Source organism: Thioclava sp. FR2, assembly GCF_051200875.1.
Lineage (GTDB): Bacteria > Pseudomonadota > Alphaproteobacteria > Rhodobacterales > Rhodobacteraceae > Pseudotabrizicola.
In genome coordinates this window covers 3,542,292-3,566,191 of record NZ_CP195191.1, presented here as the reverse complement: position 1 = coordinate 3,566,191, position 23,900 = coordinate 3,542,292, and the positions used below count along the sequence as shown (strand labels likewise).

Below are 23,900 nucleotides of genomic sequence, written 5' to 3'. Positions count from 1 at the left end.
GGATCCGGGATATGCCCGGTCTGCGAGGATGAAATGAAACCGATACAACTGATTTCCCCCGTCGATGGCAGTGTCTATGCCGAGCGCACGCCCCTGACGCTGGAGGCCGCGACAGAGGCTGTCGCCCGTGCCAAGGCGGCACAAAAGGCTTGGGCCGCACGGCCCTTGGCCGAGCGGATTGCGCTGGTCAAGGCGGGTGTGGCCAAGCTGAACGAGATGAAGGATGTCATCGTCGAGGAGCTGGCTTGGCAGATGGGCCGCCCGACGCGCTTTGGCGGTGAGTTCGGTGGGGTAAATGCGCGGACCGACTACATGTCGGAAATCGCGGAAAAGACCCTTTCACCTACGATGGTTGAAGATGGCCCCGCCTTCCGTCGCTACCTTGCGCGTGAGCCTGTGGGCGTGGTGTTCATCATCGCGCCCTGGAACTACCCCTACCTGACGACGATCAACACGCTGGTTCCGGCGCTGATTGCGGGCAATTCGGTGGTGCTGAAACATGCCAGCCAGACCCTGTTGGTGGGCGAACGTCTGGCCGAAGCCTTCCATGCCGCCGGGATTCCGGCCGATGTGTTCCAGAATGTGGTGCTGGATCATGCAACGACCGAAACCCTGATTGGGGCGCGGTCTTTCGGGTTCATCAACTTTACCGGATCGGTCGCAGGCGGGGCGGCGATCGAACGCGCCGCAGCGGGGACGTTCACCGGGCTGGGGCTGGAACTGGGCGGCAAGGATCCGGGCTATGTCCGCGCCGATGCCAACCTTGATGCGGCCGTTGATACGCTGATGGACGGCGCGCTTTACAATGCTGGCCAATGCTGCTGCGGGATCGAGCGGATTTATGTCCATGAAAGCCTGTATGACGCCTTTGTTGAAAAGGCCGTGGCTTGGGCCAAGGCTTTGAAGCTGGGCAATCCGTTCGACGCTGACAGCACGCTTGGCCCGATGGCGAACAAGCGTTTCGCAAAAGTGGTGCGCGACCAGATCGCCGAGGCCGTGGCCGCGGGCGCGAAGCCATTGATCGACCCGAAGGATTTCCCCGCCGATGATGGCGGCGCCTATCTGGCCCCGCAGGTGCTGGTCAATGTCGATCACTCCATGCGGGTGATGATGGAGGAAAGCTTTGGTCCCGTGGTGGGGATCATGAAGGTCAAGGATGACGAAGAAGCCATCGCGCTGATGAACGACAGCCCCTATGGTCTGACTGCCAGCATCTGGACCAATGATTATGACACCGCCGCCGCCATCGGGGCGCGGATTGAAACCGGCACGATTTTCATGAACCGCGCCGATTATCTGGACCCCGCCCTGTGCTGGACTGGCTGCAAGGACACCGGACGCGGCACATCGCTGTCCTACCTCGGGTTCCATTCGGTGACCCGCCCGAAATCTTACCATCTGAAGAAGGTCTGAACCCATGACCCACAACGTTCCCAACCGGAACTGGTCTTACCCCACGGCCATCAAATTCGGCGTGGGCCGCATTGCTGAACTGGCCGATCATTGCAAGGCCAGCGGCATTTCCAAACCGCTGCTTGTGACAGACAAGGCACTGGCCAGCCTGCCCATTACGGCGGGCGCGCTGGATGTGCTGGAACAGGCCGGCCTTGGCCGCGCGGTCTTTTCCGAAGTGGACCCGAACCCGAACGAAGGCAACATGGCCGCTGGCATCTCTGTCTACAAAGCGGGCGGACATGATGGCGTGATCTGCTTTGGCGGCGGATCGGCGCTGGATCTGGGCAAGATGATCGCCCTGATGGCCGGTCAGCGCGCTGATCTGAGTGTCTGGGATCTGGAAGATATCGACGACTGGTACACCCGCGCCGATGGCGAAAAGATCGCGCCGGTGATCGCCGTTCCGACGACCGCAGGAACCGGGTCAGAGGTGGGCCGCGCGGGCGTTCTGACGAACAGCGTCACGCATAAGAAAAAGATCATCTTCCACCCGAAACTGATGCCCGTGGTCACCATCTGCGATCCGGCCCTGACGGTGGGGATGCCGAAGTTCATCACCGCAGGCACGGGTATGGATGCGCTTGCCCATTGCCTTGAGGCCTATTGCTCGCCGTTCTACCACCCGATGTCGCAGGGTATCGCGCTGGAAGGAATGCGGCTGGTCTTTGAAAACCTGCCCAAGGTCTATGACAACCCGAATGATCTGGATGCCCGCGCCCATATGATGAGCGCGGCAGCCATGGGCGCTGTCGCCTTCCAGAAAGGTTTGGGCGCGATCCACTCGCTGAGCCACCCGATTGGTGCGGTTTATAACACCCATCATGGCACCACGAATGCCGTTGTGATGCCGATGGTGCTGGAATTCAACCGCCCGGCCATCGAAGACCGGATCAAGGCCGCCGCGGCCTATCTGGGCGTTGAGGGTGGCTTTGCGGGCTTCCATGATGCGGTTATGGAACTGCGGGCCAAGCTCGCTATCCCGAAAAATCTGTCCGCCATGGGTGTGCAGTTCGGTGATCTGGACATGCTGACCGATATGGCCTTGGAAGACCCGTCCTGCGGCGGCAATCCGATTGAAATGACGCGCGAAAACACCCGCGCGCTGTTTGACGCCTGCATGTAAGCCATGACGACCCACCAAACCGAAGTCGCAATCATCGGTGCCGGGGTGGTGGGTCTGGCCATTGCAGAACGGCTTGCGGCCGAGGGTCGTGAGGTGGTTTTGATCGACCCTAACCCAGCGGGTTCGGGTGCCTCTTATGGAAATGCTGGCACCATCGCGGATTATGCGGTTTTGCCTGTTGGCACGCCGGATGTCCTGAAAAACCTGCCTTCGTTGCTGTTTGACCGGAACTCGCCCCTGTCGATCCGGCGGGCCGCACTGCCGTCGCTTGCGCCTTGGCTGCTGCGCTTTGCCTATCAGTCCCTGCCCGGCCCCGCACGCCGGAATGCGGCTGCGATTGCAGCCTTGTTGGCCGATGCCGCCCCGCTTTGGCAGGGTTTGGCGGAACGGATCGGAGCAGCAGATATTCTGCAAAAGCGCGGCTGTCTTTATATGTATGAAACCGCCGCAGCCTATCGCGCGGCGGATCGCGACATGGCCTTTCGCCGCAGCCTTGGCATTTCGGTCGATCTGATTGGCCCGGGCGAACTGCGGCAACTGGAACCGGGGCTTCCAGAGGTTGAGGGCGGCGCGGCGTTTTTTCCGAACGCTGTCTTCATGTCTGATCCCGCCCGGATGGTGAAACAACTCGCCGCAGCGATTGACGTGCCAGTCTTGCCGCACCGGGTGGAAAGCCTGAAGCGCGACAAGGGCGGCGTGGTCGTTTCCGGAGAAGGGGTGACGATCACTGCGCGCAAGGTCGTTCTGGCAGCGGGCGCACATTCACGGCGGTTTGCAAGGATGGCGGGCGACAGCATCCCGTTAGACACGGAGCGTGGTTATCATGTCGAATGGGATATGGACGCGCCACGCCTGACGCGCCCGACCTGCCCGACTTCTCGCGGGTTTTACCTCTGCCCGATGTCGGGGCGGTTGCGGGTGGCGGGCACGGTCGAATTGGGAGGGCTGACCGCGCCCCCCTCACCGCATCGGGTTGCAAAGCTGGTCGAAGGCGCAAGGGCGATATTCCCCGATCTCGGCGAGCCCAGCCGCGACTGGATGGGCTTTCGCCCCAGCCTGCCCGACAGCTTGCCCGTCATCGGGCCTTCGCGCGGCGGCGCGGATGTCATTCATGCCTATGGGCATGGTCATATTGGCCTGACCTTGGCCCCGATCACCGCGCGACTGGTGGCCGACCTTGTCGCTGGCCGACAGCCTGAACGGGATATTCACGCGACAAGGGCTACGCGTTTCGGGCTTTGACTTGCGCCCTGCCCCGGTTAAGCAAGGGGAAAACGAAGGGGCGGTCATGAGTGGCAAAGTTCTGATTACGGGTGCTGCGGGGTTTATCGGCTTTCATATGGCCCGCCGCATGTTGGCTGATGGCTGGCAAGTCACCGGATTTGACGGGATGACGCCCTATTACGACCCAAAACTGAAAGAGGCGCGTTTGGGTATTCTTCAGGCGCAGCCGGGTTTCCACTTCCATCAGGGAATGCTGGAGGAAGAAGGTCTGCTGACCAGTTTGACCGCCGAGATGCAGCCCGATGTGATCATCCACTTGGCTGCCCAAGCCGGGGTGCGCTATTCGATTGAGGCACCACGCAGCTATGTGCGGTCAAATTTGATTGGCACGCATGAGGTTTTGGAGGCCGCCCGCGCCCACCCGCCAAAACATCTGATGATGGCCTCGACCAGTTCCGCCTATGGTGCGAATACGGTCATGCCCTATGCCGAGGCGCATAAAGCCGCGCATCCGATGAGCTTTTATGCCGCCACCAAAATCGCGAACGAGGCGATGGCGCATTCTTACGCGCATCTTTTTGGGCTGCCGGTGACGATGTTTCGTTTCTTCACTGTGTACGGCACCTGGGGCCGGCCAGACATGGCACTGTTCAAGTTTACCAAGGCGATCCTGAATGGCGAACCGATTGACGTCTATAACCACGGCGACATGAAGCGCGACTTCACGTATATCGACGACTTGGTGGAGGGGATTGTTCGACTGGTTGATGCCGTGCCGGGGTCTGCGCCGGCGGGGCCGATGGACAGTCTTTCGCCTGTTGCGCCTTGGCGTGTGGTCAACATCGGCAATGGCAACCCAGTTCAACTGACCGATTTCATCGCGGCAATCGAGGCCGCAACGGGGCGCGAGGCCATTCGAAACCTGATGCCGATGCAGCCCGGCGACGTGCCCGCGACATGGGCTGATGCTTCGCTGATCGAGGCCTTGGTCGGCCGTCTGCCCCGGACAGATATTCGCGACGGCGTGGCAAAGTTCGTCGAATGGTATCGGGGCTGGAACGGCTGACAGCCTAGATTTTGATGTCGTAGGTGACCCATTTGGTTCGGTCAGCCAGTTTGTCATAGACATTGCGGGCGCGATAATTGTCCTCGGCCGTGATCCAGCGGATCACAGACCAGCCTCGTGCCTGTCCTTCGGCCTTGACCGCCGCGATCAGCGCCTCTACAGCCCCTGCCCCGCGCGCCGCTGGATCGACGAAAAGATCGTCAAGGAAGCCCCCCGTGCTGGCGGAAAGCGGGCGCGCGAATGGACGGAAATGCGCAAGGCCCAAAAGCGTGCCATCGTCGCCTTCGGCAACGAAGCACCGCACCTCATGCGCCGGGTCATGGATCCAGCCCCAGACCCGATCACGCATCGCCTCAGATTGCTCCACCTTGTAAAAACCCGCATAGCCCGCATAAAGTTGGCCCCATGCGGCGCGGTCTTCTGGTCGTGGCAAACGCGTTTTCATACGATCATCCTTTTTGGCGGGGTCATCCCATCCGGGCGGCGACGTCCAGCATCCGGTTCGAAAACCCCCATTCGTTATCGTACCAGCCAAAGACCCTGACCATCCCGCCAGCGGTAATCCGGGTTTCGGGCAGGGCCATCACGATGCTTTCAGGCCGCGCACGAAGATCAGAGCTGACAAGGGGGCGGTCGGTGTATCCGATCACACCGCCAGCGTTCTGGAAGGTTTCGTTGACCTCGGCTGTCGTTGGGGTGCGGTTGAGCATCACACAGAGATCGACGCAAGAGACAGAAGCCACAGGTACACGCACGGCTGACCCCTCGATCCGCCCGGAAATATCCGGCAGAACCTTGTCCAACAGGCGCGAGGCGCTGGTCGTTGTGGGCACCATCGAAAGCGCCGCCGCGCGCGACCGGGCATAATCGGCGGCAGGTGCGTCAACGGTGGGCTGGCTGCCAGTATAGCAATGGATGGTGGTCATGGACCCTGTAACCACACCGAAGTTGTCGTTCAAAAGCCGGACAAGTGGCGCCAAGGCATTTGTGGTACAAGACGCATTCGAGACAACCGCCTGATCTTCCAGCTCATGCTCATTAGCTCCCAAGACCACCGTCAGGTCAGTCGATTTAGACGGGCCGGAAATCAGCACACGCCTTGCCCCGGCGCGCAGGCCCCGTTCGGCCACTGCGCGATCTTCGGCACGGCCAGTGCATTCCAGCACAACATCGACACCGGACAGATCAAGCGAAGAAATGTCGGACACACGGCGCAGGGGCAGTGCTTTACCGTTTACAACCAAAGCACCTTCGGTCAGAGCCACGGACCCGCCCCAAGGGCCAAAGGTGCTGTCATATTCGAACAAATAAGCACACATCTCGGCTGCGGCGATGTCGTTGATCCCGACGATTTCAAGCCCCGGCCAATGGCTCGGTGCCTTGGCCCAAGCCCGCAGGACAGAACGGCCGATCCGTCCAAACCCATTGATGAAGACCCGCATGGTGCCCCCCCTGTTTGCGGGAAGGTTCACCATGCGACGAGTGGAAGGGCAAGCCCTGCTTTGTCACCGGTACAAGAGCGGTCAGGTAAAGCGATTGTCCCTGGGGAAGCCACGCGGGGCCATTTTGCCGGTTCCGGCACGGGCACCCAGCCATTCAGTCAGATCGGTTTCAAGGCGGGTCCGGCCAGCTGGGTCTTTCCAGCTTAGTCCCTCGGCGAGAACAAAGGTGATGGCATCTGTCAGGCCACCGTCCTTGTATTTTTGCAGACGGACGCCCTTGCCCTTGGCCATCTCGGGCAGTTCCGCAAGGGGGAACACCAGAAGCTTGCGGTTCTGGCCGACCACGGCGACATGGTCGCCGGTCACATAGCGGGCCACAGCGGCGGACACGCCGTCCTTGACCGTCAGCACCTGCTTACCTGATTTGGTTTGGGCCAGAACCTCGTCGGACGGCACAACAAACCCGTCGCCCGCCGTCGAAGCAATCAGCAGCTTTTCACCCGGGCGGAACAGCAGGAAATCGACGATCTCTGTATCATTCGGAAGATCAATCATCAGGCGCACGGGTTCCCCCATTCCACGCCCGCCGGGAAGGTTCGCGCCCAAAAGCGTATAGAAACGGCCATTCGCAGCCACGAGAATGATCTTGTCGGTCGTTTCAGAATGGAAGGCAAAGCGTGGGCCGTCACCATCCTTGAACTTTTGTTCGGCAGTCAGATCGACATGCCCCTTCATCGCCCGGATCCAGCCCATTTTCGAGCAAATGACGGTAATCGGTTCACGCTCGATCATCGCCTCGAACGGAACGTCCTCGACAGCCCCTGCATTGCCAAAGTTTGTGCGGCGATCGCCGATGGCGGTGCCTTTCCCAAACTTCTTGCGGATGTCTTCCAATTCCTTACCGATCTGCTTCCATTGCAGACGCTCACTGTCCAGAAGATCGGCCAAGCCAGCGCGTTCTTCCATCAAGGCATCACGTTCACGAACCAGTTCAAGCTCTTCAAGACGGCGCAAAGACCGCAAACGCATGTTCAGGATGGCTTCGGCCTGAATCTCGGTCAGTTCACCTTCTTGACCTGCAGGAGGGGAAACATAATCCTTTTCGCTTGTGGCGCGCTTGTGGGGAATTCCCCAGTTTTCGGCCATCAAAGCGCGCTTTGGATCATCGTCATAGCGGATGATGTCGATCACGCGGTCAAGGTTCAGGAAGGTGATGATGAACCCTTCCAGAATTTCCAGCCGATGGTCGATCTTTTCGACGCGGTGTTCCGACCGGCGGCGCAACACATCGCGGCGGTGATCAAGAAAGGCCCGAAGCACTTCTTTAAGCGAGCAAACCTTCGGCACCTTGCCGTCGATCAGCACGTTCATGTTCAGGCTGAAGCGGCTTTCCAGATCGCTGTTCTTGAAAAGCGTTCCCATGAGAACTTCGGGTTCCACCGTGCGTGACCGCGGCTCCAGCACAATTCGGATATCGTCGGCAGATTCGTCGCGCACGTCAGCCAAAAGCGGGATCTTCTTGGTTTGGATCAGTTCCGCCAGCTTTTCGATCAGCTTAGACTTTTGCACCTGATAGGGAATTTCGGTGACGACGATCTGCCAAGTCCCGCGGCCCAGATCTTCAACTTCCCATTTGGCGCGCGTGCGGAAAGACCCACGCCCTGTTTCATAGGCCTCGATGATCGTCGACTTTTCTTCGACAATCACGCCGCCCGTGGGGAAGTCTGGGCCCGGGATCAGGTTGACCAGTTCCGCCGTTGTGATCTCGGGCGTCTTCAGCATCGCATGACAGCCCTGAATCAGCTCATCCAGATTGTGCGGCGGAATGTTGGTCGCCATACCCACGGCGATGCCACTGGAACCATTTGCCAAAAGGTTCGGGAAGGCCGCCGGCATGACGACAGGTTCTTCCAGCGTGCCGTCATAATTGGGGCGGAAGTCGACGGCGTTTTCGGTCAACCCTTCCATCAGCGTTTCGGCAATCGCAGTCAGTCGCGCTTCGGTATAGCGGCTTGCTGCGGGGTTGTCGCCGTCGATATTGCCAAAGTTGCCCTGACCATCGACCAACGGGTAACGGACGTTGAAGTCCTGCGCCAAGCGCGCCATTGCATCATAGATCGCGGCATCGCCATGTGGGTGGTAGTTCCCCATCACGTCGCCAGAAATTTTTGCCGACTTACGGAACCCACCGGTGCTTGAAAGCCTTAACTCTCGCATAGCGTAGAGGATTCGGCGATGAACAGGCTTCAGACCATCCCGCGCATCGGGCAGCGCCCGGTGCATGATCGTGGAAAGCGCATAGGTCAAATAGCGCTCGCCAATCGCACGCGAGAGCGGTTCGGCCGAGGTCATCGCCCCGATCTTGTTGTCATCATCTTCGTCGGACATGGATGTTGTGTAATGCGGGCAAGCGGCACGGTCCAGCCGGAAATTCAGACCGAGTTTAGGGGGAAAAAACCAGAACCTTTTCCCCAACAAAAGTTAGAGAGCTGTGATAAAGATTGTAAATCAAGAGTGAATCAGGTGCTGTCGTGATGATACGTTGGACAATTGTTCTTTGCCTTGGGCTTTTTTTGACCTTGCAAATTGCCGGAGAAGATCGAGGGCAAAAACGCCTTGGTCTGATCGAAGGCGAACTTGATGCATTGGCAGACGCACAAAAGGCTGCCGACTTGGCCGCTGTGGAAGTCGCTTCGAAAGCATCGACCAGCCCCAGCACACCAGTAACCCCGGTTGTAGAGGTTGCTTTTGCCAATTCGGCAACGCTTGTCAGCCCGAAACCGGCAGTCCAGCCCGCTATCGTACCGCAGGCGCACGCCGAACTGATTGAAGCCTCAACTGCCGCGACAGATAAGGAAGGCACGTTGATGTTTGTATCGGGTCGCTCTGTTAATGTTCGTGGCGGTCCATCAACGCGCACCCCCGTTGTCGGCAAGTTGTCGAAAGGTGACGCCGTCCTTGTGGTCTGGGCAGAAGACAATGGTTGGGCCCGCATCCGTGTCGAGGGTGACGGCATCGACGGCTATATGTCGTTGGACTTTCTGACCGAAGCCGACCCTGCGAACTGATCATCATTTACCAGACTTGTGCTTTGACTTCTGCCCGTTTGCCCGTAATCAGGGGAAAAACAAACGGGCAGTCTCATGGCAAAAACAATTCTGATCACCGGTTCCTCCTCGGGTATTGGGCTGGACGCAGCCCATGGCTTGAAAGCCCGAGGCTGGCGCGTCTTTGCAACCTGCCGGCAAGAGGCGGATTGTGTCCGACTACGTGAGGATGGGCTGGAAAGTTTTGTTCTGGATTATGCAGACGAAGCCAGCATCGCCGCAGCGGTCGAAGAAACCCTCTCACGGACGGGTGGCACGCTGGATGCGGTCTATAACAACGGCGCTTTTGCTTGCCCCGGTGCAGTAGAAGACCTGCCCCGTGGGGCGCTGCGCGAGATTTATGAGACCAACCTGTTTGGCTATCATGACCTGACCCGGCGCCTGATTCCAACCTTTCGCAGTCAGGGCCACGGCCGCATCATCAATTGCTCGTCGGTGTTGGGGCTGGTCGGATTAAAATGGCGTGGGGCTTACGTCTCGACAAAATTCGCCATGGAAGGCCTTACCGATGTTTTGCGCATCGAAATGCAGGGCACGGGCATCCATGTCATCCTGATCGAACCCGGTCCAATTACCAGCAGCATCCGCAAGAACGCCATTCCCCATTTCGAAAAATGGATCGATTGGGAAAACTCGGCACGGAGCGAGGAATATCGTTCCTTGCGATCGAGGCTTTATGAAGATCGGGGTCCTGATCGGTTTGAACTTCCGGCTTCGGCAGTGACGAAAAAACTCATCCATGCGCTGGAAAGCCCTCGCCCAAAGGCGCGCTACTACGTCACGACCCCCACCTATTTGATGGGATTTGCCCGTCGGATTTTGCCCACGCGCGCATTGGACTGGGTGATTTCCAAGGGCTGACACCTGCGGCATCGCCGCCCATTGGCCGTCGATTTTCGGAAATTTCCTTCGCTTTTGCGTCCGAAGCGCCTAGATGTGCCGCAACAAGCCTAGGGAGCTGTCATGCTGAACGATCCGCTGTTCATTCTTGCCGCCATTGCCTGTTTCGGCGTTCTGATCATTCTGATGATCGGGGTTGGCGGTTTTGCCAAAGGTGGCGATTTCAACCGAAAGCATGCCAATCGACTGATGAGATATAGAATCGCAGCTCAGGCATTGGCGGTTGTGCTGATTGTCGCCTTTGCGTGGTTGCGCAGCCGGGGGGCGAACTGATGGTCGTTCTGTCCAAGATCTACACCAAAACCGGCGACGCCGGCGAAACCGCCCTTGGAAATGGCGCCCGCGTAGCCAAGCATTCCACCCGCGTGAACGCTTATGGCACGGTCGACGAAGTCAATGCGACGGTGGGATTGGCCCGGCAGTTCGCCGAAGGTTGGATGGACGAGGCACTCGCAAGAGTCTCGAACGATTTGTTCGATCTGGGTGCCGATTTGGCCACACCCGACATGCATAAGGACAAAGACCTGCCCTACACGCCTTTGCGGATGATTGAGTCTCAGGTTTCCCGGCTGGAGCGAGAGATAGACGAGCAGAACGCAAAGCTGCAGCCCCTTCGCAGTTTCATTTTGCCCGGCGGGTCGCGCTTGGCCGCGCAGTTGCACCTATGCCGGACTGTTTGCCGCCGTGCCGAGCGTTTGGCCGTAGAACTGGCGACGATGGAAGAGGTCAATGCGGAGGCGGTGAAATACCTGAACCGCCTGTCTGACTGGTTCTTTGTCATGGGCCGCATAGCCAATAACGATGGCAAGGATGATGTGCTTTGGGTTCCGGGCCTGACACGGTGAAGGCCGCAATTGATGCGGCATGGTTGGCTTTTAAAATGCCGCCGCCCGATGACTTGGGACTGTGCACGTCCTGCTGTATGGATCCGAAGACGGAGGCGGAAATCCTCGCTACGCCTGCTCGGGATTTAACGGCCTTGCAGGTCAGGCAGTGGTATGGGGCAGCATTTGCCTCTGAGCCAACTTACGCCCAGGTCGCTTGGCTTTTGCCGCGCATCTTCGAGCTTCTCGCTGAATGTGCCGAAGTCGCTGCCGTCGGCAATGAAGTGGCCTTTCAGCGGTTAAGGCGAACGGGTTTTCCCGTGCGCTGGCCGGACCGACAAGTGGCTGCGATAAACTGCTTTGCGGTTGCCTACCTTGATCTTGTTGTCAGTAAGGAAAGCCCGCATTCCGATGACGACCTTGACCGTGTCCTTTGTATGTTTGGCGAGGGCGGGATTGACTTGGGTCCGCTTTTGGACCGCCTAAACGCGCTTTCAGACGACGATCTGGCCACCCTGCTGCACAAGAACTGGTTTTACCATGGCTGGGGTGTCATCCCGCAGAACCACTTCTGGTCGCAAGAACCGGGGATCAGTTTTGCTCGCAACTGGTATGTATCAAAGGCATTGCTGTCACGCATGGAGAAGGCGGCCATGGATGGCAATGAAAAGGCGTTGGATGTGTATACGCTTATTGCCATTTCAGGCGCTCAGGCGAAAGCCTGACAGCTGTTTACCCGCAGAACGTGGCGTTCCAACGACCTCCCGCGTCGATTTTACACTGTTGCACCTGCGAAAGACTCGGTAGGAACGTGCCGAGAGCTTGAGTTAACGGGAGAATGACGCCGATGAAGGTCCTGGTGCCTGTCAAACGTGTGATCGACTACAACGTGAAGGTTCGTGTTAAGGCGGACGGATCGGGTGTTGATCTGGCAAACGTGAAAATGTCGATGAACCCCTTTGACGAGATTGCCGTGGAAGAGGCGATCCGTCTGAAGGAAAAGGGCGTGGCGACCGAGGTGGTTGTCGTGTCGGTGGGTGTAAAGCAAGCACAGGAAACGCTGCGCAATGCTTTGGCCATGGGTGCAGATCGCGCCATTCTGATCGAAGCCGCCGCCGATGTTCACACGGACATTGAGCCGCTGGCCGTGGCAAAGCTGCTGGCCGCCGTGGTCAAGGAAGAGGCCCCCGGTCTGGTTCTGTGCGGCAAGCAAGCCATCGACAATGACATGAACGCCACGGGCCAGATGCTCTCGGCTCTGCTTGGCTGGTCGCAGGCTACTTTCGCCAGCGAATTGGCGATTGAGGGCGATAAGGCTGTTGTCACCCGCGAAGTTGATGGCGGTCTGCAAACCATTTCGGTGAAAATGCCGACAATCGTTTCGGTCGACCTGCGTCTGAACGAACCGCGTTATGCGTCGCTGCCGAACATCATGAAGGCGAAGGCAAAGCCGCTGGCAACAAAGACACCCGCCGATTACGGCGTGGATGTTGCGCCACGGCTTTCGGTCATCAAGACCACTGAACCGGCTGGCCGCAAGGCAGGCGTCAAGGTTGGCTCGGTTGACGAACTGATTGCGAAACTCAAAGACGAAGCAGGGGTGATCTGAGATGGCCGTTCTTCTGATTGCTGATGTGAATGGTGCCACTCTGGGCGCCGATGCCACTGCCAAAGCCCTGACTGCAGCTGCGAAACTGGGCGATGTGCATGTTTTGGTGGCGGGCGAAGGTGTTGCCGGCGCTGCAGCACAAGCTGCACAGCTGGCTGGCGTGTCCAAGGTGCTGAGCGCCGATGCCGCTGCCTATGGCAAGGGACTGGCCGAACCTCTGGCCGACCTGATTGTTGGTCTGGCTGGCAACTACAGCCATATTTTTGCGCCGTCGACGGCCTCGTCGAAAAACGTGCTGCCCCGTGTAGCCGCCCTTTTGGACGTGATGGTGATTTCTGAAGTCACCGCCGTGATTGACGCCGATACGTTCGAGCGTCCGATCTATGCGGGTAACGCGATCCAGACCGTCAAATCGGCGGATGCGAAAAAAGTCGCGACCATTCGTACGGCAACCTTCGAGGCTGCTGGCAAAGATGGTTCGGCTGCTGTTGAGGCCGTCGCTGCAGGTGCTGATGCGGGCCTGTCGGCTTGGGTCGAAGACAAGGTTGCCGCAAGCGACCGTCCGGAACTCACTTCGGCTGGCATCGTCGTCTCTGGCGGCCGTGGCGTGGGCTCGGAAGCCGACTTCGCGCTGATCGAAAAGCTCGCCGACAAGCTGGGCGCCGCCGTTGGTGCGTCCCGCGCTGCTGTTGACTCAGGCTACGCCCCGAATGACTGGCAGGTTGGCCAGACCGGCAAGGTCGTGGCCCCGACGCTGTATGTCGCTGTCGGCATTTCGGGTGCCATCCAGCACCTCGCTGGCATGAAGGACTCGAAGGTCATTGTCGCGATCAACAAAGACGAAGAAGCCCCGATCTTTCAGGTCGCGGATTATGGACTGGTCGCCGACCTTTTCCAGGCCGTGCCGGAAATGACCGAAAAGCTCTGATCTCCCAACACTGATCGGATCGTAAAGGGCGCCTCTGGCGCCCTTTTTTTAATCTTCCGTCGCGTGCAACGCCTGAATCAGCGCGTCGGCAACTTCTTCATGCATACGCGGTCCCGGCAACCCGGCCGCCAAAGGGGCGTCCATAGGCCCCAAGACCATACCATCAGCACCAGCCGCTATCGCCGCAGCGCTTGGGCGAAACTCCAGATATCCCGTCGCAAGCGGCCGAACCGCTGCAATCATCTCTCGGTCCACGATCAAGGGTTCACGATGCAGATTTGCCCGCCGATCAGGATCAGGGGGAGACTTTTCGGCAAGCCAAAGCAGCAATATTCGGCCGCGGCAGGCTCGCAACAGGGCCCGCATCTGTTGCACCCAAGTGGCACGTAGTTCTTCCGCCACAACCTCAAATCTATCAGGAGAGCGGGCTTGCAGGTGCCCCAAAAGGTGCCGAGTGAAGTGGAATTCGGTAAAGTCCACTTCGCGATACATCGAACGCAACAGCGGCGAGGCCGAAACGAAACGGTCATTCCGCCGAGGATGCACCGTAAAATACCGGTTGGAAAGATTCTGCGCCCCCATGATCTGGACGACAGTGGCGCAGGCATTGGCAAGGATATGAAGCGTTTCCGGATCTTTCAGAAACGCATCAGGCCCGCCATTGACCACGCCCAGATTAACCATCCGCCAATCTGTCTTGGCCTCAACCAAAGCCGGGAAAGGTTCGGCCACGAATTTCCCGTAAGTCTCCGTCCCACCCAGAACGGCAATGTATGGTCGAGAAAGGTCGCGCCGAGGTCCCCGAAACAGTAAACGCGAGGTACCGTAGCGGCATGGATAATAGTCGAGCGACCCGTCGCCCGGATATTCAAAGGCCATCACACCCACCTGATTTTCTTACACCCATCTCGCAGGCTGGCCGATTCCAATTACCAAAGGGCTAAGCTCTGATTTTAACTCAATTGCTTTGCGTTGTTCTGCGCCCTTGCCCCGCCCCACCCCGACGCATAAGGTTGCGACGCAAAAAGAATGGAGAAACGGACATGGATATCCGCAGCGTAGGCGTGGTCGGTGCAGGTCAGATGGGCAATGGTATTGCCCATGTGTTCGCGCTTGCAGGCTATGACGTAAAGCTGACGGATATTAGTGAAGAAGCCTTGAGCAAGGCTATCGCGACCATCGACAAGAATCTGGAGCGGCAGGTCAGCCGCGGTAAGATTTCAGCCGAAGAAAAGGCTGTTGCCATGGGGCGCATCTCGACGACGCGGATCTTGGCGGAAATCGGGCCGTCCGATCTGATCATAGAGGCGGCGACGGAACGCGAAACCGTGAAACAGGCCATCTTCGAAGACCTGCTACCACATTTGAAGCCGTCGACGATCCTGACGTCAAACACGTCGTCGATCTCGATCACACGTCTAGCCAGCCGAACAGACCGCCCAGAGAAGTTCATGGGCTTTCACTTCATGAATCCGGTGCCTGTGATGCAGTTGGTCGAATTGATCCGCGGAATCGCGACGGATCAAGACACCTGGGACACCTTGCACGGCGTCGTGCAAAAGCTTGGGAAAACTGCTGCCAGTGCCGAGGATTTTCCGGCGTTTATCGTGAACCGCATTCTGATGCCGATGATCAACGAGGCGGTCTATACGCTTTACGAAGGAGTTGGATCGGTGAAATCCATCGACCAATCGCTGAAGTTGGGCGCAAATCATCCGATGGGGCCGTTGGAGTTGGCCGACTTCATCGGACTGGACACCTGCCTTGCGATCATGAACGTCCTGCATGACGGTTTGGCCGACACCAAGTATCGGCCTTGCCCATTGTTGACCAAGTACGTCGAAGCCGGTTGGCTGGGCCGAAAGACACAGCGCGGCTTCTATGACTATCGCGGCGAAGTTCCGGTTCCGACCCGCTAAACCGGTCAGGGTTTCAGGCTAAGCGTCTGATCCCGAAGCCAAGCTAGAAAACCGCGCGGGTTGGCTTGCCATTCTTTCAGATCGTCCGGAGTCAAAGGCCTGCCAATAATAGGCCGTTGCGGTTTGAACAACGCCTTCTTGATTTCATAGAGCAAAAGGCCCTGACGCAGGGTCGCAGAAAGCTTGTTTGCAATCTGATAGGCGCGCGTGTTCTGCCCGGTAAAGCGCACGGGCACCACTGTCGCATTCGACCGCATGATCATTTTATGCGTAAAGGGATTCCATTCGGCCTCAATTGCCGGACCGAAGAGGGTCTCTGAACTGGCCACCTTGCCGGCTGGGAAAAGGATAATTACCCCACCCTGCTTTAGCTGATCCATCGCCTTCTGCCGCATTTCAAGCCCCGCTTCACGCGCGTTCTCTTCGTGCGGGAACGGAACGGGGATCATGAATTCTTCAATCTCGGGAATCCCTGTAAGCAAGGATCGCGTCAGGATTTTGAAGTCAGACCGCACACGGGTAACAATTTCCGCCAGTACCATACCGTCAACCAGCCCATGAGGGTGGTTAGCAACGATCACGACTGGTCCAGTTGCAGGGATATTCGCCACTTCCTCAGGCGGGGTCTGAATATCAATCCCCATCTGGCGCAGCGCCTTTGGCCAGAACGGCGCCCCAAATGGCGCACCTGAACGTTCAAATTCACGAATCATCCGCAGCAGGGTGATCTTTGCAGTCACCCATTCGATGGATCGGATGGTGCCAGCTTTGACGGGATTGGTGAACGTACCGGCATAGGATAGACGCCGCATGTCATAGGGCTTGTCGACCTTGGCTACGGCCCTAGACGTTGAAGTCTCGTTCTCTGCCCGCGATGGCTCGTTCACGTTGGTTTGGGCCCTTCAAATCCGACCAGCGGGATCAGAAATCTTCCCCGAAACGATCGGCAACAAGCTTTTCCAGTGCATCTGCCAGCTTATCGGCTTCCGCTCCGGTTGTCTGAACTTCAATAGAGGTTCCGCGCGACCCTGCCAACATCAAAAGACCCATGATCGAGTCACCCGAGACCGTCATACCATCTTTCGTAACGCGAGCCTGAGCATCATGCCGTTCGACCACTTCCACGAACTTTGCGCTGGCTCTTGCGTGCAGGCCTTTCTCATTGACGATTTTAAGCGTTTTTTCAGCCAAACCTTAGCTTCCTTCGCCCAGATCCAAGCAATTGATGTATTTGCGCCCGGCGTCCAAGGCCACTGCAACCGCATCAGCAATCGGCAATTCGCGCGACTTTGTCAGCTTGATCAACATCGGCAGATTGGCGCCGTAGACAATTCTTCTTTCTGGCCCGCAGCAGGCCATCAAGGACAAATTGGAGGGCGAGCCGCCGAACATATCCGTCACGACCACGACACCCTTGCCGCCGTCGACGGCATCGGCCGCGGCACAAATCTCGGCCTGCTTCGCAGACCTGTCATGATCGTCTTCTATAGCTATTGCGCGCATATGGGTTTGCGGGCCCACCACATGCTCAACTGCCGCGAGATATTCGCGGGCAAGTCCCCCATGAGCCACGATCACGATGCCGATCACGCGTGTCCTACCCCGCTGGCGAAGGCCCCTGCACTTGGCAAGGCCTGAGCGCGCCGTTCCATTTCCCGATGACGTTTTGACACCGCCCAGCCTTTTTCTGCAAGTGCATTGGCGATCAATTCCGCCATAAGCACAGATCTGTGTTGCCCTCCGGTACAACCAAATCCGATGGAAAGGTGCGACTTGCCTTCCTCCTTATGGGCTGGAAGTAGAAACAACAGTATTTCCTTCACCCTTTGGCAGAATTCCGCGAATCTCGCGTCTTTCTGAATGTATTCGGCAACCGCAGCATCCTTGCCGTTCAGCGGACGCAACATTTCATCCCAATGCGGGTTTCGAAGAAACCGGCAGTCAAAGACCATATCCAACCCGCGCGGCAAGCCGCGTTTATAACTGAAACTTTCGACGGATACGGCAAGACCTGGCCCCTTGCTGCGTGCGAACCAGCGGGTGACCTGCTCTTTCAATCCATGAACAGTCAATTCCGTTGTGTCGATCAGATGGTCAGCCCGCACCCGGATCGGGCCCAACAGGTCGATCTCACGCTCCACCCCTTCTTCCGGGCTTTGCTCGGGCGCAAGAGGGTGGCGACGGCGCGTCTCATTGTACCGACGGATGAGGATTGACGGCTGGCAATCAAGATAAAGAACATCGACATGGATCTTCGGATTGCGGGTCAGCGTGTCTATGAGTTCAATCAGTGTCGACGCATTGAAATCACGGTTTCGAACATCGATGCCAAGGGCGATTGGTCGAGACGCCGGTTGCCCCTCGACAAGCCGTGTCACGAGGCTAATGGGAAGGTTGTCGATCACTTCGTAGCCAATGTCTTCAAAGGCTTTGATAGCTGTCGATCGCCCAGCTCCGGAAGGCCCGGTCACAAGAACCAGACTGGTCCCGTCGCCCCGATCGGTTTCGGCACTTGTCATGACGGCACTTTCACTCACGTCTTCCATGCCTCGCAAAATGAAGGATCGCCGAAGGAAAATGGTCTGTTCCCTGACCCAGCACAAGGGGCAGGTTGACGCCCGCAAGGCACCGTTCACGCCTTGGCGGCAACCGATCAGATTCACGCAGGTCCAAGTCGACAACCAAAGACAACCGCACCTCTTCTTGAAAGGGTGCATTCAAGAGCCCGACACCGCGGGCCTCAATCATCCCTTGCAAAGGCCCTGGCGCCATTGCCCAAAGCCCATCATTACGCTGTTCGATCATGGTTTGGTCATCCGCGACAAGGCGCGCACCGATAGACATCAGGCGCAGCGCCAAGGAAGACTTCCCCGAACCCGAGGCCCCACAAATCATCACGCCCCGACCGTCAATCGAGACAGTCGAAGCGTGAAAAAGCTGTTCCATCAAGGTCTTCCCCGCTTAGACCGGCAGACCGACCACGAAGCGGGCTCCCAGAGGTTCTGACGTGGCGTCTGCATTTGTCGGACGGATGTTTTCTGCCCAGATCACACCGCCATGCGCCTCGATGATCTGCTTGGAAATGGACAGGCCCAAGCCAGAATTGTTGCCAAAATCATTCTTTGGTCGTTCCGAATAGAACCGCTTGAAGATCTTGGTCAAAGCCTGCTCAGGAATGCCAGGTCCGGTATCTTCAACAACGACAAGAACGCGGTTATCGCGCTTGCGTGTCCAAACCCGAACGGCATCACCATCTTCGCAGAATGAGACAGCATTGGTAATCAGGTTAACGAAAACCTGCGCCAACCGGGCCTCAAGACCATTGATACGAATAGGGTCTGTCGGGAAATCGGTGATCAGTTCAACGCCCTTTTCACTCGCTTGCTGGCCCAGATATTCGCAAAGATTGGTCAAGGTCTTGGTGAGGTTAAACTCTTCCTCCTGCTCTTTGACCAGTTCACTATCCAGACGGGACGCATTCGAGATGTCACTGACAAGGCGGTCAAGCCGGCGCACGTCATGGTCAATCACCTCTAGCAGGCGGATGCGCTGATCGTCACGCTTGGCCACATGCATAGAGGCGACTGCAGACCGCAGACTGGCAAGGGGGTTCTTGATTTCATGAGCAACGTCGGCTGCGAACTGTTCGTTCGCGTCAATGCGATCGTAAAGGGCTGCAACCATGCCGCGCAGGGCAACGGAAAGGCGGCCAATTTCGTCAGGCCGGGCGGTTAGGTCAGGAATACGAACACGTCCGGGCTGCATTTTGCGCGTCTCAGGATCTTGCCCAATCTCGGCCGCAGCTGCGAGGTCCGAAAGCGGGTTCGCGATGGTCGAAGCCAGAACCAAGCTGAGGCCGATAGACACCATAAGTGCCAGCAGGAACATCTGAAGTATCTGTTCCCGCTCGTTGCGAACCAGAGCGTCGATTTCACCTTCGGCGCTGATCAGGGCAACAACGCCCAGAACAGCCCCATCGCGCACCACCGGCGTTGCTACAGAGAAAAGCGCGCCACCAGAAGGACCATTGCCCAAGTTGACGACAGTTTCCCCCCGCAGCGCGCGCTCGAACAAAGCCCGCGCCAAGGTTTCCGCGTCAACAGGCCCACCCTGTGCGCCATCACTTGAAAAAAGTTGGGACGCTTTGGACCACAAGAAGTTGAGAAAGCCCGTAATCACGGTCGAGCGGTCCTTCTCAGCCTGACCGCTGGCTGGGCTCGCAATCTCATCAACAATGACGCCGGAGGGGTTAAAAACGATGGCCTTCGCACCCGGGCTGATACTCACCCGGTCCAGAACCTTATTCGTTGTCGCCGTCTGCGGTGCGGACAGTCGCGCCTCTACCACCCCCGACAGCAAACGGGCTTCGGTCACAAAACCCTGCTCTCGTTGCGTCACAAGACTGTCGCGAAACGGGTTCAGAAACAGCACACCCGCAACAAGCACAACCAGAGCCATCAGGTTGAACACGATGATCTTGCGGGCCAATGGTGACCGTTTCAAAGAGACCAAGCCGCGCCGACCGATGGCCGCGCGTTCCGCATGGTCAGATTGTCCCTTGGACGAGACCCAATCCTCACCGAGGATCAGGCCGCTGCCTTGTGTCTTTTGGCTGTCAGCTCCGCCAATCTGCGGCATGGTTGTCATGTTTCGTTGTAACGATAGCCGATGCCGTAAAGCGTCTCGATCGCAGAGAATTCATCGTCCGCAGACCGCATCTTCTTACGCAAGCGTTTGATGTGGCTGTCGATAGTCCGGTCATCGACGTAGACCTGATCATCATAGGCCACATCCATAAGCTGGTCGCGGCTTTTGACGAAACCGGGACGCTGCGCCAATGCCTGAAGCAGCATGAACTCGGTGACGGTCAGTGATACATCCTGCCCTTTCCAAGTGACCGAGTGGCGCAGAGGGTCCATCCGAAGATGCCCGCGCTCCATGATCTTAGTCTCTTCGGTAACGGCCACCTCACCGGTTGCGATCGCGTCCTGACGGCGCAACAATGCCCTGATACGCTCGACCAAAAGCCGCTGACTGAACGGCTTTTTCACATAGTCGTCGGCGCCCATACGCAGCCCCAGAACCTCGTCGATTTCATCATCTTTCGAGGTCAGGAAGATCACCGGCATCGAGGTTTTCTGCCGAATGCGCTGCAGCAGATCCATACCGTCCATACGCGGCATCTTGATATCCAGCACAGCCATATCAGGCATACGGCGCGTAAACGCATCATAGGCCGACTGACCGTCATTATAGGTTTCAACCTCGAACCCTTCGGCCTCGAGAGTCATTGACACTGACGTCAGGATATTCCTGTCGTCGTCAACAAGGGCGATCCTTGCCATGGTGAGTTTCCTTATATCTGCCCATACTCACAATTTTTGCCACAATTGTCAGGTTTCCGCGCCAGAGAATCAACAGAGAAGTGCGAATCAGTTCGATTCCACCCCGAATGTCGCAATAAAACTGCCAAGCAATGGCTAATTTGCCTCACATTCTGGTCTTGGCGAAACTTGATTGCGCTAAACTGACATTGGTTGCGCTAACTGTGCCAAAGCGTCCTGTTCCGATCTGACTTCGCTGTGCTATAGGGCCATTGAGGCACCCCATTGGCCCGGGGCCGCTTCCGGTATCCCTTTGAGGGGCATACCGAATTCTGACCGACAACATCCGCGCACGAACAGGCGCGGCATCGGGAGCTTGCAGGATGACCAACGGACGCGTGAACCCAAACCGCACCCTCGACACTCAAGGCATTACCGGACTGGGCAACGTCTATTACAACTTCATTGAACCTGCATTGGTGGAAGCCGCCGTTTCGCGCGGTGAGGGCCGTCTGGGCAAGGGAGGCGCTTTCCTTTGCACAACAGGCCAATTCACAGGCCGTTCTCCCAAAGACAAGTTCGTGGTTCGCACCAAAGCCGTCGAAGACACGATCTGGTGGGAAAACAACGCGCCGATGGCGCCAGATGCCTTTGCCCGACTGAAAGCTGACATGCTGGAGCACATGAAAGGTCGCGACTACTATGTCCAAGACCTTTATGCCGGCGCCGACCCCGTCCATCGTCTGGACGTGCGGGTTGTCACCGAACTGGCGTGGCACGGTCTTTTCATCCGGCACCTTCTCCGCCGCCCCGACCGCGCAGAATTGGACAGCTTCGACCCTGAATGGACGATCATCAACTGCCCGTCGTTCAAGGCCGATCCGGCCAAGCACGGCTGCCGCACGGAAACAGTGATCGCCCTGAACTTTGATGAAAAGACCGTTCTGATCGGCAACACCGCCTATGCTGGTGAAAACAAGAAGTCGGTCTTTACCATCCTGAACTATATCCTGCCCGGCAAAGGCGTCATGGCCATGCATTGCTCGGCCAACCACGCCATCGGCAACCCGGTTGATGCAGCTGTCTTCTTCGGCCTCTCTGGCACTGGCAAAACCACGCTGTCGGCAAGCCCTGACCGCACGTTGATCGGCGACGATGAACACGGCTGGTCAGATCGCGGCATCTTCAACTTCGAAGGTGGCTGCTATGCCAAGACCATCAATCTGAACGCAGAGGCCGAGCCTGAGATCTACGCGACCACTTCGCGTTTTGGCACGGTCATCGAAAACATGGTCTATGATCCGGAAACGCTGGAACTCGACTTCACCGACAACAGCCTGACCGACAACACCCGTTGCGCCTATCCGTTGGAAGCAATCTCCAACGCATCGGCGACGGCGCTTGGCGGCAACCCCAAGCATGTTGTCATGTTGACCTGTGACGCCTTCGGTGTTCTGCCCCCGATCGCCAGACTGTCGCCTGCACAGGCGATGTACCACTTCCTGTCCGGTTTCACCTCGAAAGTCGCTGGAACCGAGCGTGGCATTACCGAGCCGCAGCCGACCTTCTCGACCTGCTTTGGTGCGCCATTCATGCCTCGCCGCCCGGAAGTCTATGGCAAGCTGTTGCAGGAAAAGATCCTTAAAACGGGTGCCACCTGCTGGCTGGTCAACACCGGCTGGACGGGTGGGGCCTATGGCACGGGCAAGCGTATGCCGATCAAGGCAACCCGCGCTTTGCTGACTGCCGCTCTGGATGGCTCGCTGAACAACGCCGAATTCCGCAAGGACGCAAACTTCGGGTTCGAGGTTCCAGTGGCAGCACATGGCGTTGACACCGCCCTGTTGAACCCGCGCAGCACTTGGGCCGATCCGGCTGCCTACGATGCGCAGGCCGCCAAGCTGGTCTCGATGTTTGCCGACAATTTCGGCCAGTACGTGCCCTTCATCAATGATGACGTAAAGGCTGCTGCCATCGGCTAAGCCCGGCAGAACAAGATCAATGGCCCCTGCGTCCCGGCGCGGGGGCTTTTTTTTGTGCGCTATCCAAAAAGAGCCTGACGAACAAGGTTCAGCCCGGAAACCACCAGCAACGCTTGCGTGATTTTGCGAAACCGGTTCTGCGGCAAGCGATCCTGCAAGCGGAACCCTATGGCCATACCGATCTGCGCGGGAATGACCAACAGCGCCGAGAACACCAAACGGCCGTCGGCCATCAACCCAGTTCCAAGATGTGCGGACAGCAGAGCGATCGACCCGATCAGAAAGATCACGCCCTGCGCCCGGATCATCTTTTGCTTCTCGACACCCGTCGACAAAAGATAGACCAGCAAGGGCGGCCCCCAAATGCCAGAAACACCGCCATAAAGCCCCCCAACGATCCCCAAGGCCCATTCGGCCCGGTTGCGGTGCTCCAATCGCAGGGCCAAGGGCAACCCGGCCAGCTGCAACGCAGCAAAGGCGGTCACCGGAATGCCCAACAACAAGAGATACGCCAGTCTTGGGATATGCTCGAATATCTGTGCGGAAATCAGAATGAAGACCACTGTGCCGATGATAAAGCGATGAAATTCTAGCGCCGTATCCTTCGCCGCAGCGATACCCTGACGAAAGGCTTGGCTAAGATTTGTAATCAGCGTCGGCAAGATCAGCCCAGCCAGCGCATGTTCTGGCGGCAGAAAGCTGGAAAAAGCTGAGATCATGATCAAAGGCATCGCAAATCCGACGGCACCTTTCACGAAACCCGCGAAAAGAGTGACAGCAAGACTGATCAGAATGAACTGGACAGGTAGCCCAACAAATGAAGCAAAGGTTTCGATCATCCTCGTTTTTTCGCCGTCCCGGGCGGCAAAGGAAAGAAGCAAAATCGACCTGCCGGGAAAAATCTGGTTGCGACACTTTAGAACCTTGGTGGTAACTTCTTTGAAATTATGTTGCGCTGCAGCTGCAAAAGGGTTAGCCACAATGCACCCGCAGAATC

Annotated in this window: 25 protein-coding genes; 13 read left to right on the top strand and 12 right to left on the bottom strand. The window is 57.8% G+C overall.

What is annotated here, in order from left to right; all coding sequences use genetic code 11:
* Positions 1-33 precede the first annotated feature (33 nt).
* Genes ACSBLW_RS17260 through ACSBLW_RS17245 form a run of 4 tightly spaced genes read left to right on the top strand, consistent with a single transcriptional unit; the run spans position 34 to position 4,868 of the window.
* On the top strand, positions 34-1,413 hold the full coding sequence (locus ACSBLW_RS17260; protein WP_435257833.1) for an aldehyde dehydrogenase family protein: 1,380 nt from the start codon (positions 34-36) through the stop codon (positions 1,411-1,413).
* 4 nt (positions 1,414-1,417) lie between these two features.
* On the top strand, positions 1,418-2,578 hold the full coding sequence (locus ACSBLW_RS17255) for an iron-containing alcohol dehydrogenase (protein WP_435257832.1): 1,161 nt from the start codon (positions 1,418-1,420) through the stop codon (positions 2,576-2,578).
* Between the two features lie 3 nt (positions 2,579-2,581).
* Entirely contained in the window at positions 2,582-3,820 is a 1,239-nt protein-coding gene (locus ACSBLW_RS17250) for an NAD(P)/FAD-dependent oxidoreductase (RefSeq protein WP_435257831.1), read from the top strand.
* Between the two features lie 46 nt (positions 3,821-3,866).
* Positions 3,867-4,868 (top strand): NAD-dependent epimerase/dehydratase family protein, encoded by a 1,002-nt coding sequence (locus ACSBLW_RS17245; protein WP_435257830.1) that lies wholly within the window; start codon positions 3,867-3,869, stop codon positions 4,866-4,868.
* A 4-nt stretch (positions 4,869-4,872) separates the two neighbouring features.
* Here ACSBLW_RS17245 and ACSBLW_RS17240 read toward each other — a convergent pair whose 3' ends face one another.
* The 3 genes from ACSBLW_RS17240 to ACSBLW_RS17230 form a co-directional block, all read right to left on the bottom strand.
* Positions 4,873-5,313: a GNAT family N-acetyltransferase gene (locus ACSBLW_RS17240; RefSeq protein WP_435257829.1), complete on the bottom strand. Its 441-nt coding sequence runs from the start codon at positions 5,311-5,313 to the stop codon at positions 4,873-4,875.
* 22 nt (positions 5,314-5,335) lie between these two features.
* A complete protein-coding gene (locus ACSBLW_RS17235) occupies positions 5,336-6,310 on the bottom strand; it encodes a type I glyceraldehyde-3-phosphate dehydrogenase (RefSeq protein ID WP_435257828.1) in 975 nt (324 codons plus the stop codon).
* 81 nt (positions 6,311-6,391) lie between these two features.
* Positions 6,392-8,698, bottom strand: a complete 2,307-nt coding sequence (locus ACSBLW_RS17230) for a DNA topoisomerase IV subunit A (RefSeq protein ID WP_435257827.1) — start codon at positions 8,696-8,698, stop codon at positions 6,392-6,394.
* A gap of 146 nt (positions 8,699-8,844) precedes the next feature.
* Between ACSBLW_RS17230 and ACSBLW_RS17225 the strand changes: the two genes are divergently transcribed.
* From ACSBLW_RS17225 to ACSBLW_RS17195, 7 genes are all read left to right on the top strand, one after another.
* Positions 8,845-9,378 (top strand): SH3 domain-containing protein, encoded by a 534-nt coding sequence (locus tag ACSBLW_RS17225; RefSeq protein ID WP_435257826.1) that lies wholly within the window; start codon positions 8,845-8,847, stop codon positions 9,376-9,378.
* Between the two features lie 75 nt (positions 9,379-9,453).
* Positions 9,454-10,278, top strand: coding sequence for an SDR family NAD(P)-dependent oxidoreductase (locus ACSBLW_RS17220; protein WP_435257825.1), 825 nt, complete (start codon positions 9,454-9,456; stop codon positions 10,276-10,278).
* 102 nt (positions 10,279-10,380) lie between these two features.
* Positions 10,381-10,590, top strand: a complete 210-nt coding sequence (locus ACSBLW_RS17215) for a twin transmembrane helix small protein (RefSeq protein WP_435257824.1) — start codon at positions 10,381-10,383, stop codon at positions 10,588-10,590.
* Positions 10,590-11,162, top strand: a complete 573-nt coding sequence (locus ACSBLW_RS17210; RefSeq protein WP_435257823.1) for a cob(I)yrinic acid a,c-diamide adenosyltransferase — start codon at positions 10,590-10,592, stop codon at positions 11,160-11,162. The genes ACSBLW_RS17215 and ACSBLW_RS17210 overlap by 1 nt, the downstream gene beginning before the upstream one ends.
* Positions 11,163-11,239: 77 nt before the next feature.
* Positions 11,240-11,866: a hypothetical protein gene (locus ACSBLW_RS17205; RefSeq protein WP_435257822.1), complete on the top strand. Its 627-nt coding sequence runs from the start codon at positions 11,240-11,242 to the stop codon at positions 11,864-11,866.
* A 122-nt stretch (positions 11,867-11,988) separates the two neighbouring features.
* On the top strand, positions 11,989-12,750 hold the full coding sequence (locus ACSBLW_RS17200) for an electron transfer flavoprotein subunit beta/FixA family protein (RefSeq protein ID WP_435257821.1): 762 nt from the start codon (positions 11,989-11,991) through the stop codon (positions 12,748-12,750).
* A gap of 1 nt (position 12,751) precedes the next feature.
* Positions 12,752-13,678, top strand: a complete 927-nt coding sequence (locus tag ACSBLW_RS17195) for an electron transfer flavoprotein subunit alpha/FixB family protein (protein ID WP_435257820.1) — start codon at positions 12,752-12,754, stop codon at positions 13,676-13,678.
* A 48-nt stretch (positions 13,679-13,726) separates the two neighbouring features.
* On the opposite strand, the gene ACSBLW_RS17190 is transcribed toward ACSBLW_RS17195, so the two are convergent.
* Positions 13,727-14,557 (bottom strand): DUF6473 family protein, encoded by an 831-nt coding sequence (locus ACSBLW_RS17190; RefSeq protein WP_435257819.1) that lies wholly within the window; start codon positions 14,555-14,557, stop codon positions 13,727-13,729.
* 164 nt (positions 14,558-14,721) lie between these two features.
* Between ACSBLW_RS17190 and ACSBLW_RS17185 the strand changes: the two genes are divergently transcribed.
* Positions 14,722-15,597, top strand: coding sequence for a 3-hydroxybutyryl-CoA dehydrogenase (locus ACSBLW_RS17185; RefSeq protein WP_435257818.1), 876 nt, complete (start codon positions 14,722-14,724; stop codon positions 15,595-15,597).
* 5 nt (positions 15,598-15,602) lie between these two features.
* On the opposite strand, the gene ACSBLW_RS17180 is transcribed toward ACSBLW_RS17185, so the two are convergent.
* The 7 genes from ACSBLW_RS17180 to ACSBLW_RS17150 form a co-directional block, all read right to left on the bottom strand.
* The gene (locus tag ACSBLW_RS17180; protein WP_435260149.1) at positions 15,603-16,409 is read right to left on the bottom strand and encodes a lysophospholipid acyltransferase family protein; all 807 of its coding nucleotides are present in this window, start codon (positions 16,407-16,409) and stop codon (positions 15,603-15,605) included.
* Positions 16,410-16,518: 109 nt separating this feature from the next.
* Positions 16,519-16,788: an HPr family phosphocarrier protein gene (locus ACSBLW_RS17175; protein WP_435257817.1), complete on the bottom strand. Its 270-nt coding sequence runs from the start codon at positions 16,786-16,788 to the stop codon at positions 16,519-16,521.
* 3 nt (positions 16,789-16,791) lie between these two features.
* Positions 16,792-17,187 carry a PTS sugar transporter subunit IIA gene (locus ACSBLW_RS17170; RefSeq protein WP_435257816.1) on the bottom strand — a complete coding sequence of 132 codons (396 nt, stop codon included), beginning with the start codon at positions 17,185-17,187 and terminating at the stop codon, positions 16,792-16,794.
* On the bottom strand, positions 17,184-18,116 hold the full coding sequence (gene rapZ, locus ACSBLW_RS17165) for an RNase adapter RapZ (protein ID WP_435260148.1): 933 nt from the start codon (positions 18,114-18,116) through the stop codon (positions 17,184-17,186). Before rapZ ends, ACSBLW_RS17170 begins: the two co-directional genes overlap by 4 nt.
* Before the next feature lie 10 nt (positions 18,117-18,126).
* Entirely contained in the window at positions 18,127-18,543 is a 417-nt protein-coding gene (locus ACSBLW_RS17160) for an HPr kinase/phosphorylase (RefSeq protein WP_435257815.1), read from the bottom strand.
* Between the two features lie 15 nt (positions 18,544-18,558).
* Positions 18,559-20,244 (bottom strand): sensor N-terminal transmembrane domain-containing protein, encoded by a 1,686-nt coding sequence (locus ACSBLW_RS17155; protein WP_435257814.1) that lies wholly within the window; start codon positions 20,242-20,244, stop codon positions 18,559-18,561.
* Positions 20,241-20,942, bottom strand: coding sequence for a response regulator transcription factor (locus ACSBLW_RS17150; protein ID WP_435257813.1), 702 nt, complete (start codon positions 20,940-20,942; stop codon positions 20,241-20,243). The genes ACSBLW_RS17155 and ACSBLW_RS17150 overlap by 4 nt, the downstream gene beginning before the upstream one ends.
* 362 nt (positions 20,943-21,304) lie before the next feature.
* Here ACSBLW_RS17150 and ACSBLW_RS17145 point away from each other — a divergent pair, with 362 nt between their 5' ends.
* Entirely contained in the window at positions 21,305-22,903 is a 1,599-nt protein-coding gene (locus tag ACSBLW_RS17145) for a phosphoenolpyruvate carboxykinase (protein ID WP_435257812.1), read from the top strand.
* A 59-nt stretch (positions 22,904-22,962) separates the two neighbouring features.
* Here the strand turns inward: ACSBLW_RS17145 and ACSBLW_RS17140 are convergent, their stop codons facing one another.
* Positions 22,963-23,742: a sulfite exporter TauE/SafE family protein gene (locus tag ACSBLW_RS17140; RefSeq protein ID WP_435257811.1), complete on the bottom strand. Its 780-nt coding sequence runs from the start codon at positions 23,740-23,742 to the stop codon at positions 22,963-22,965.
* Positions 23,743-23,900 lie beyond the last annotated feature (158 nt).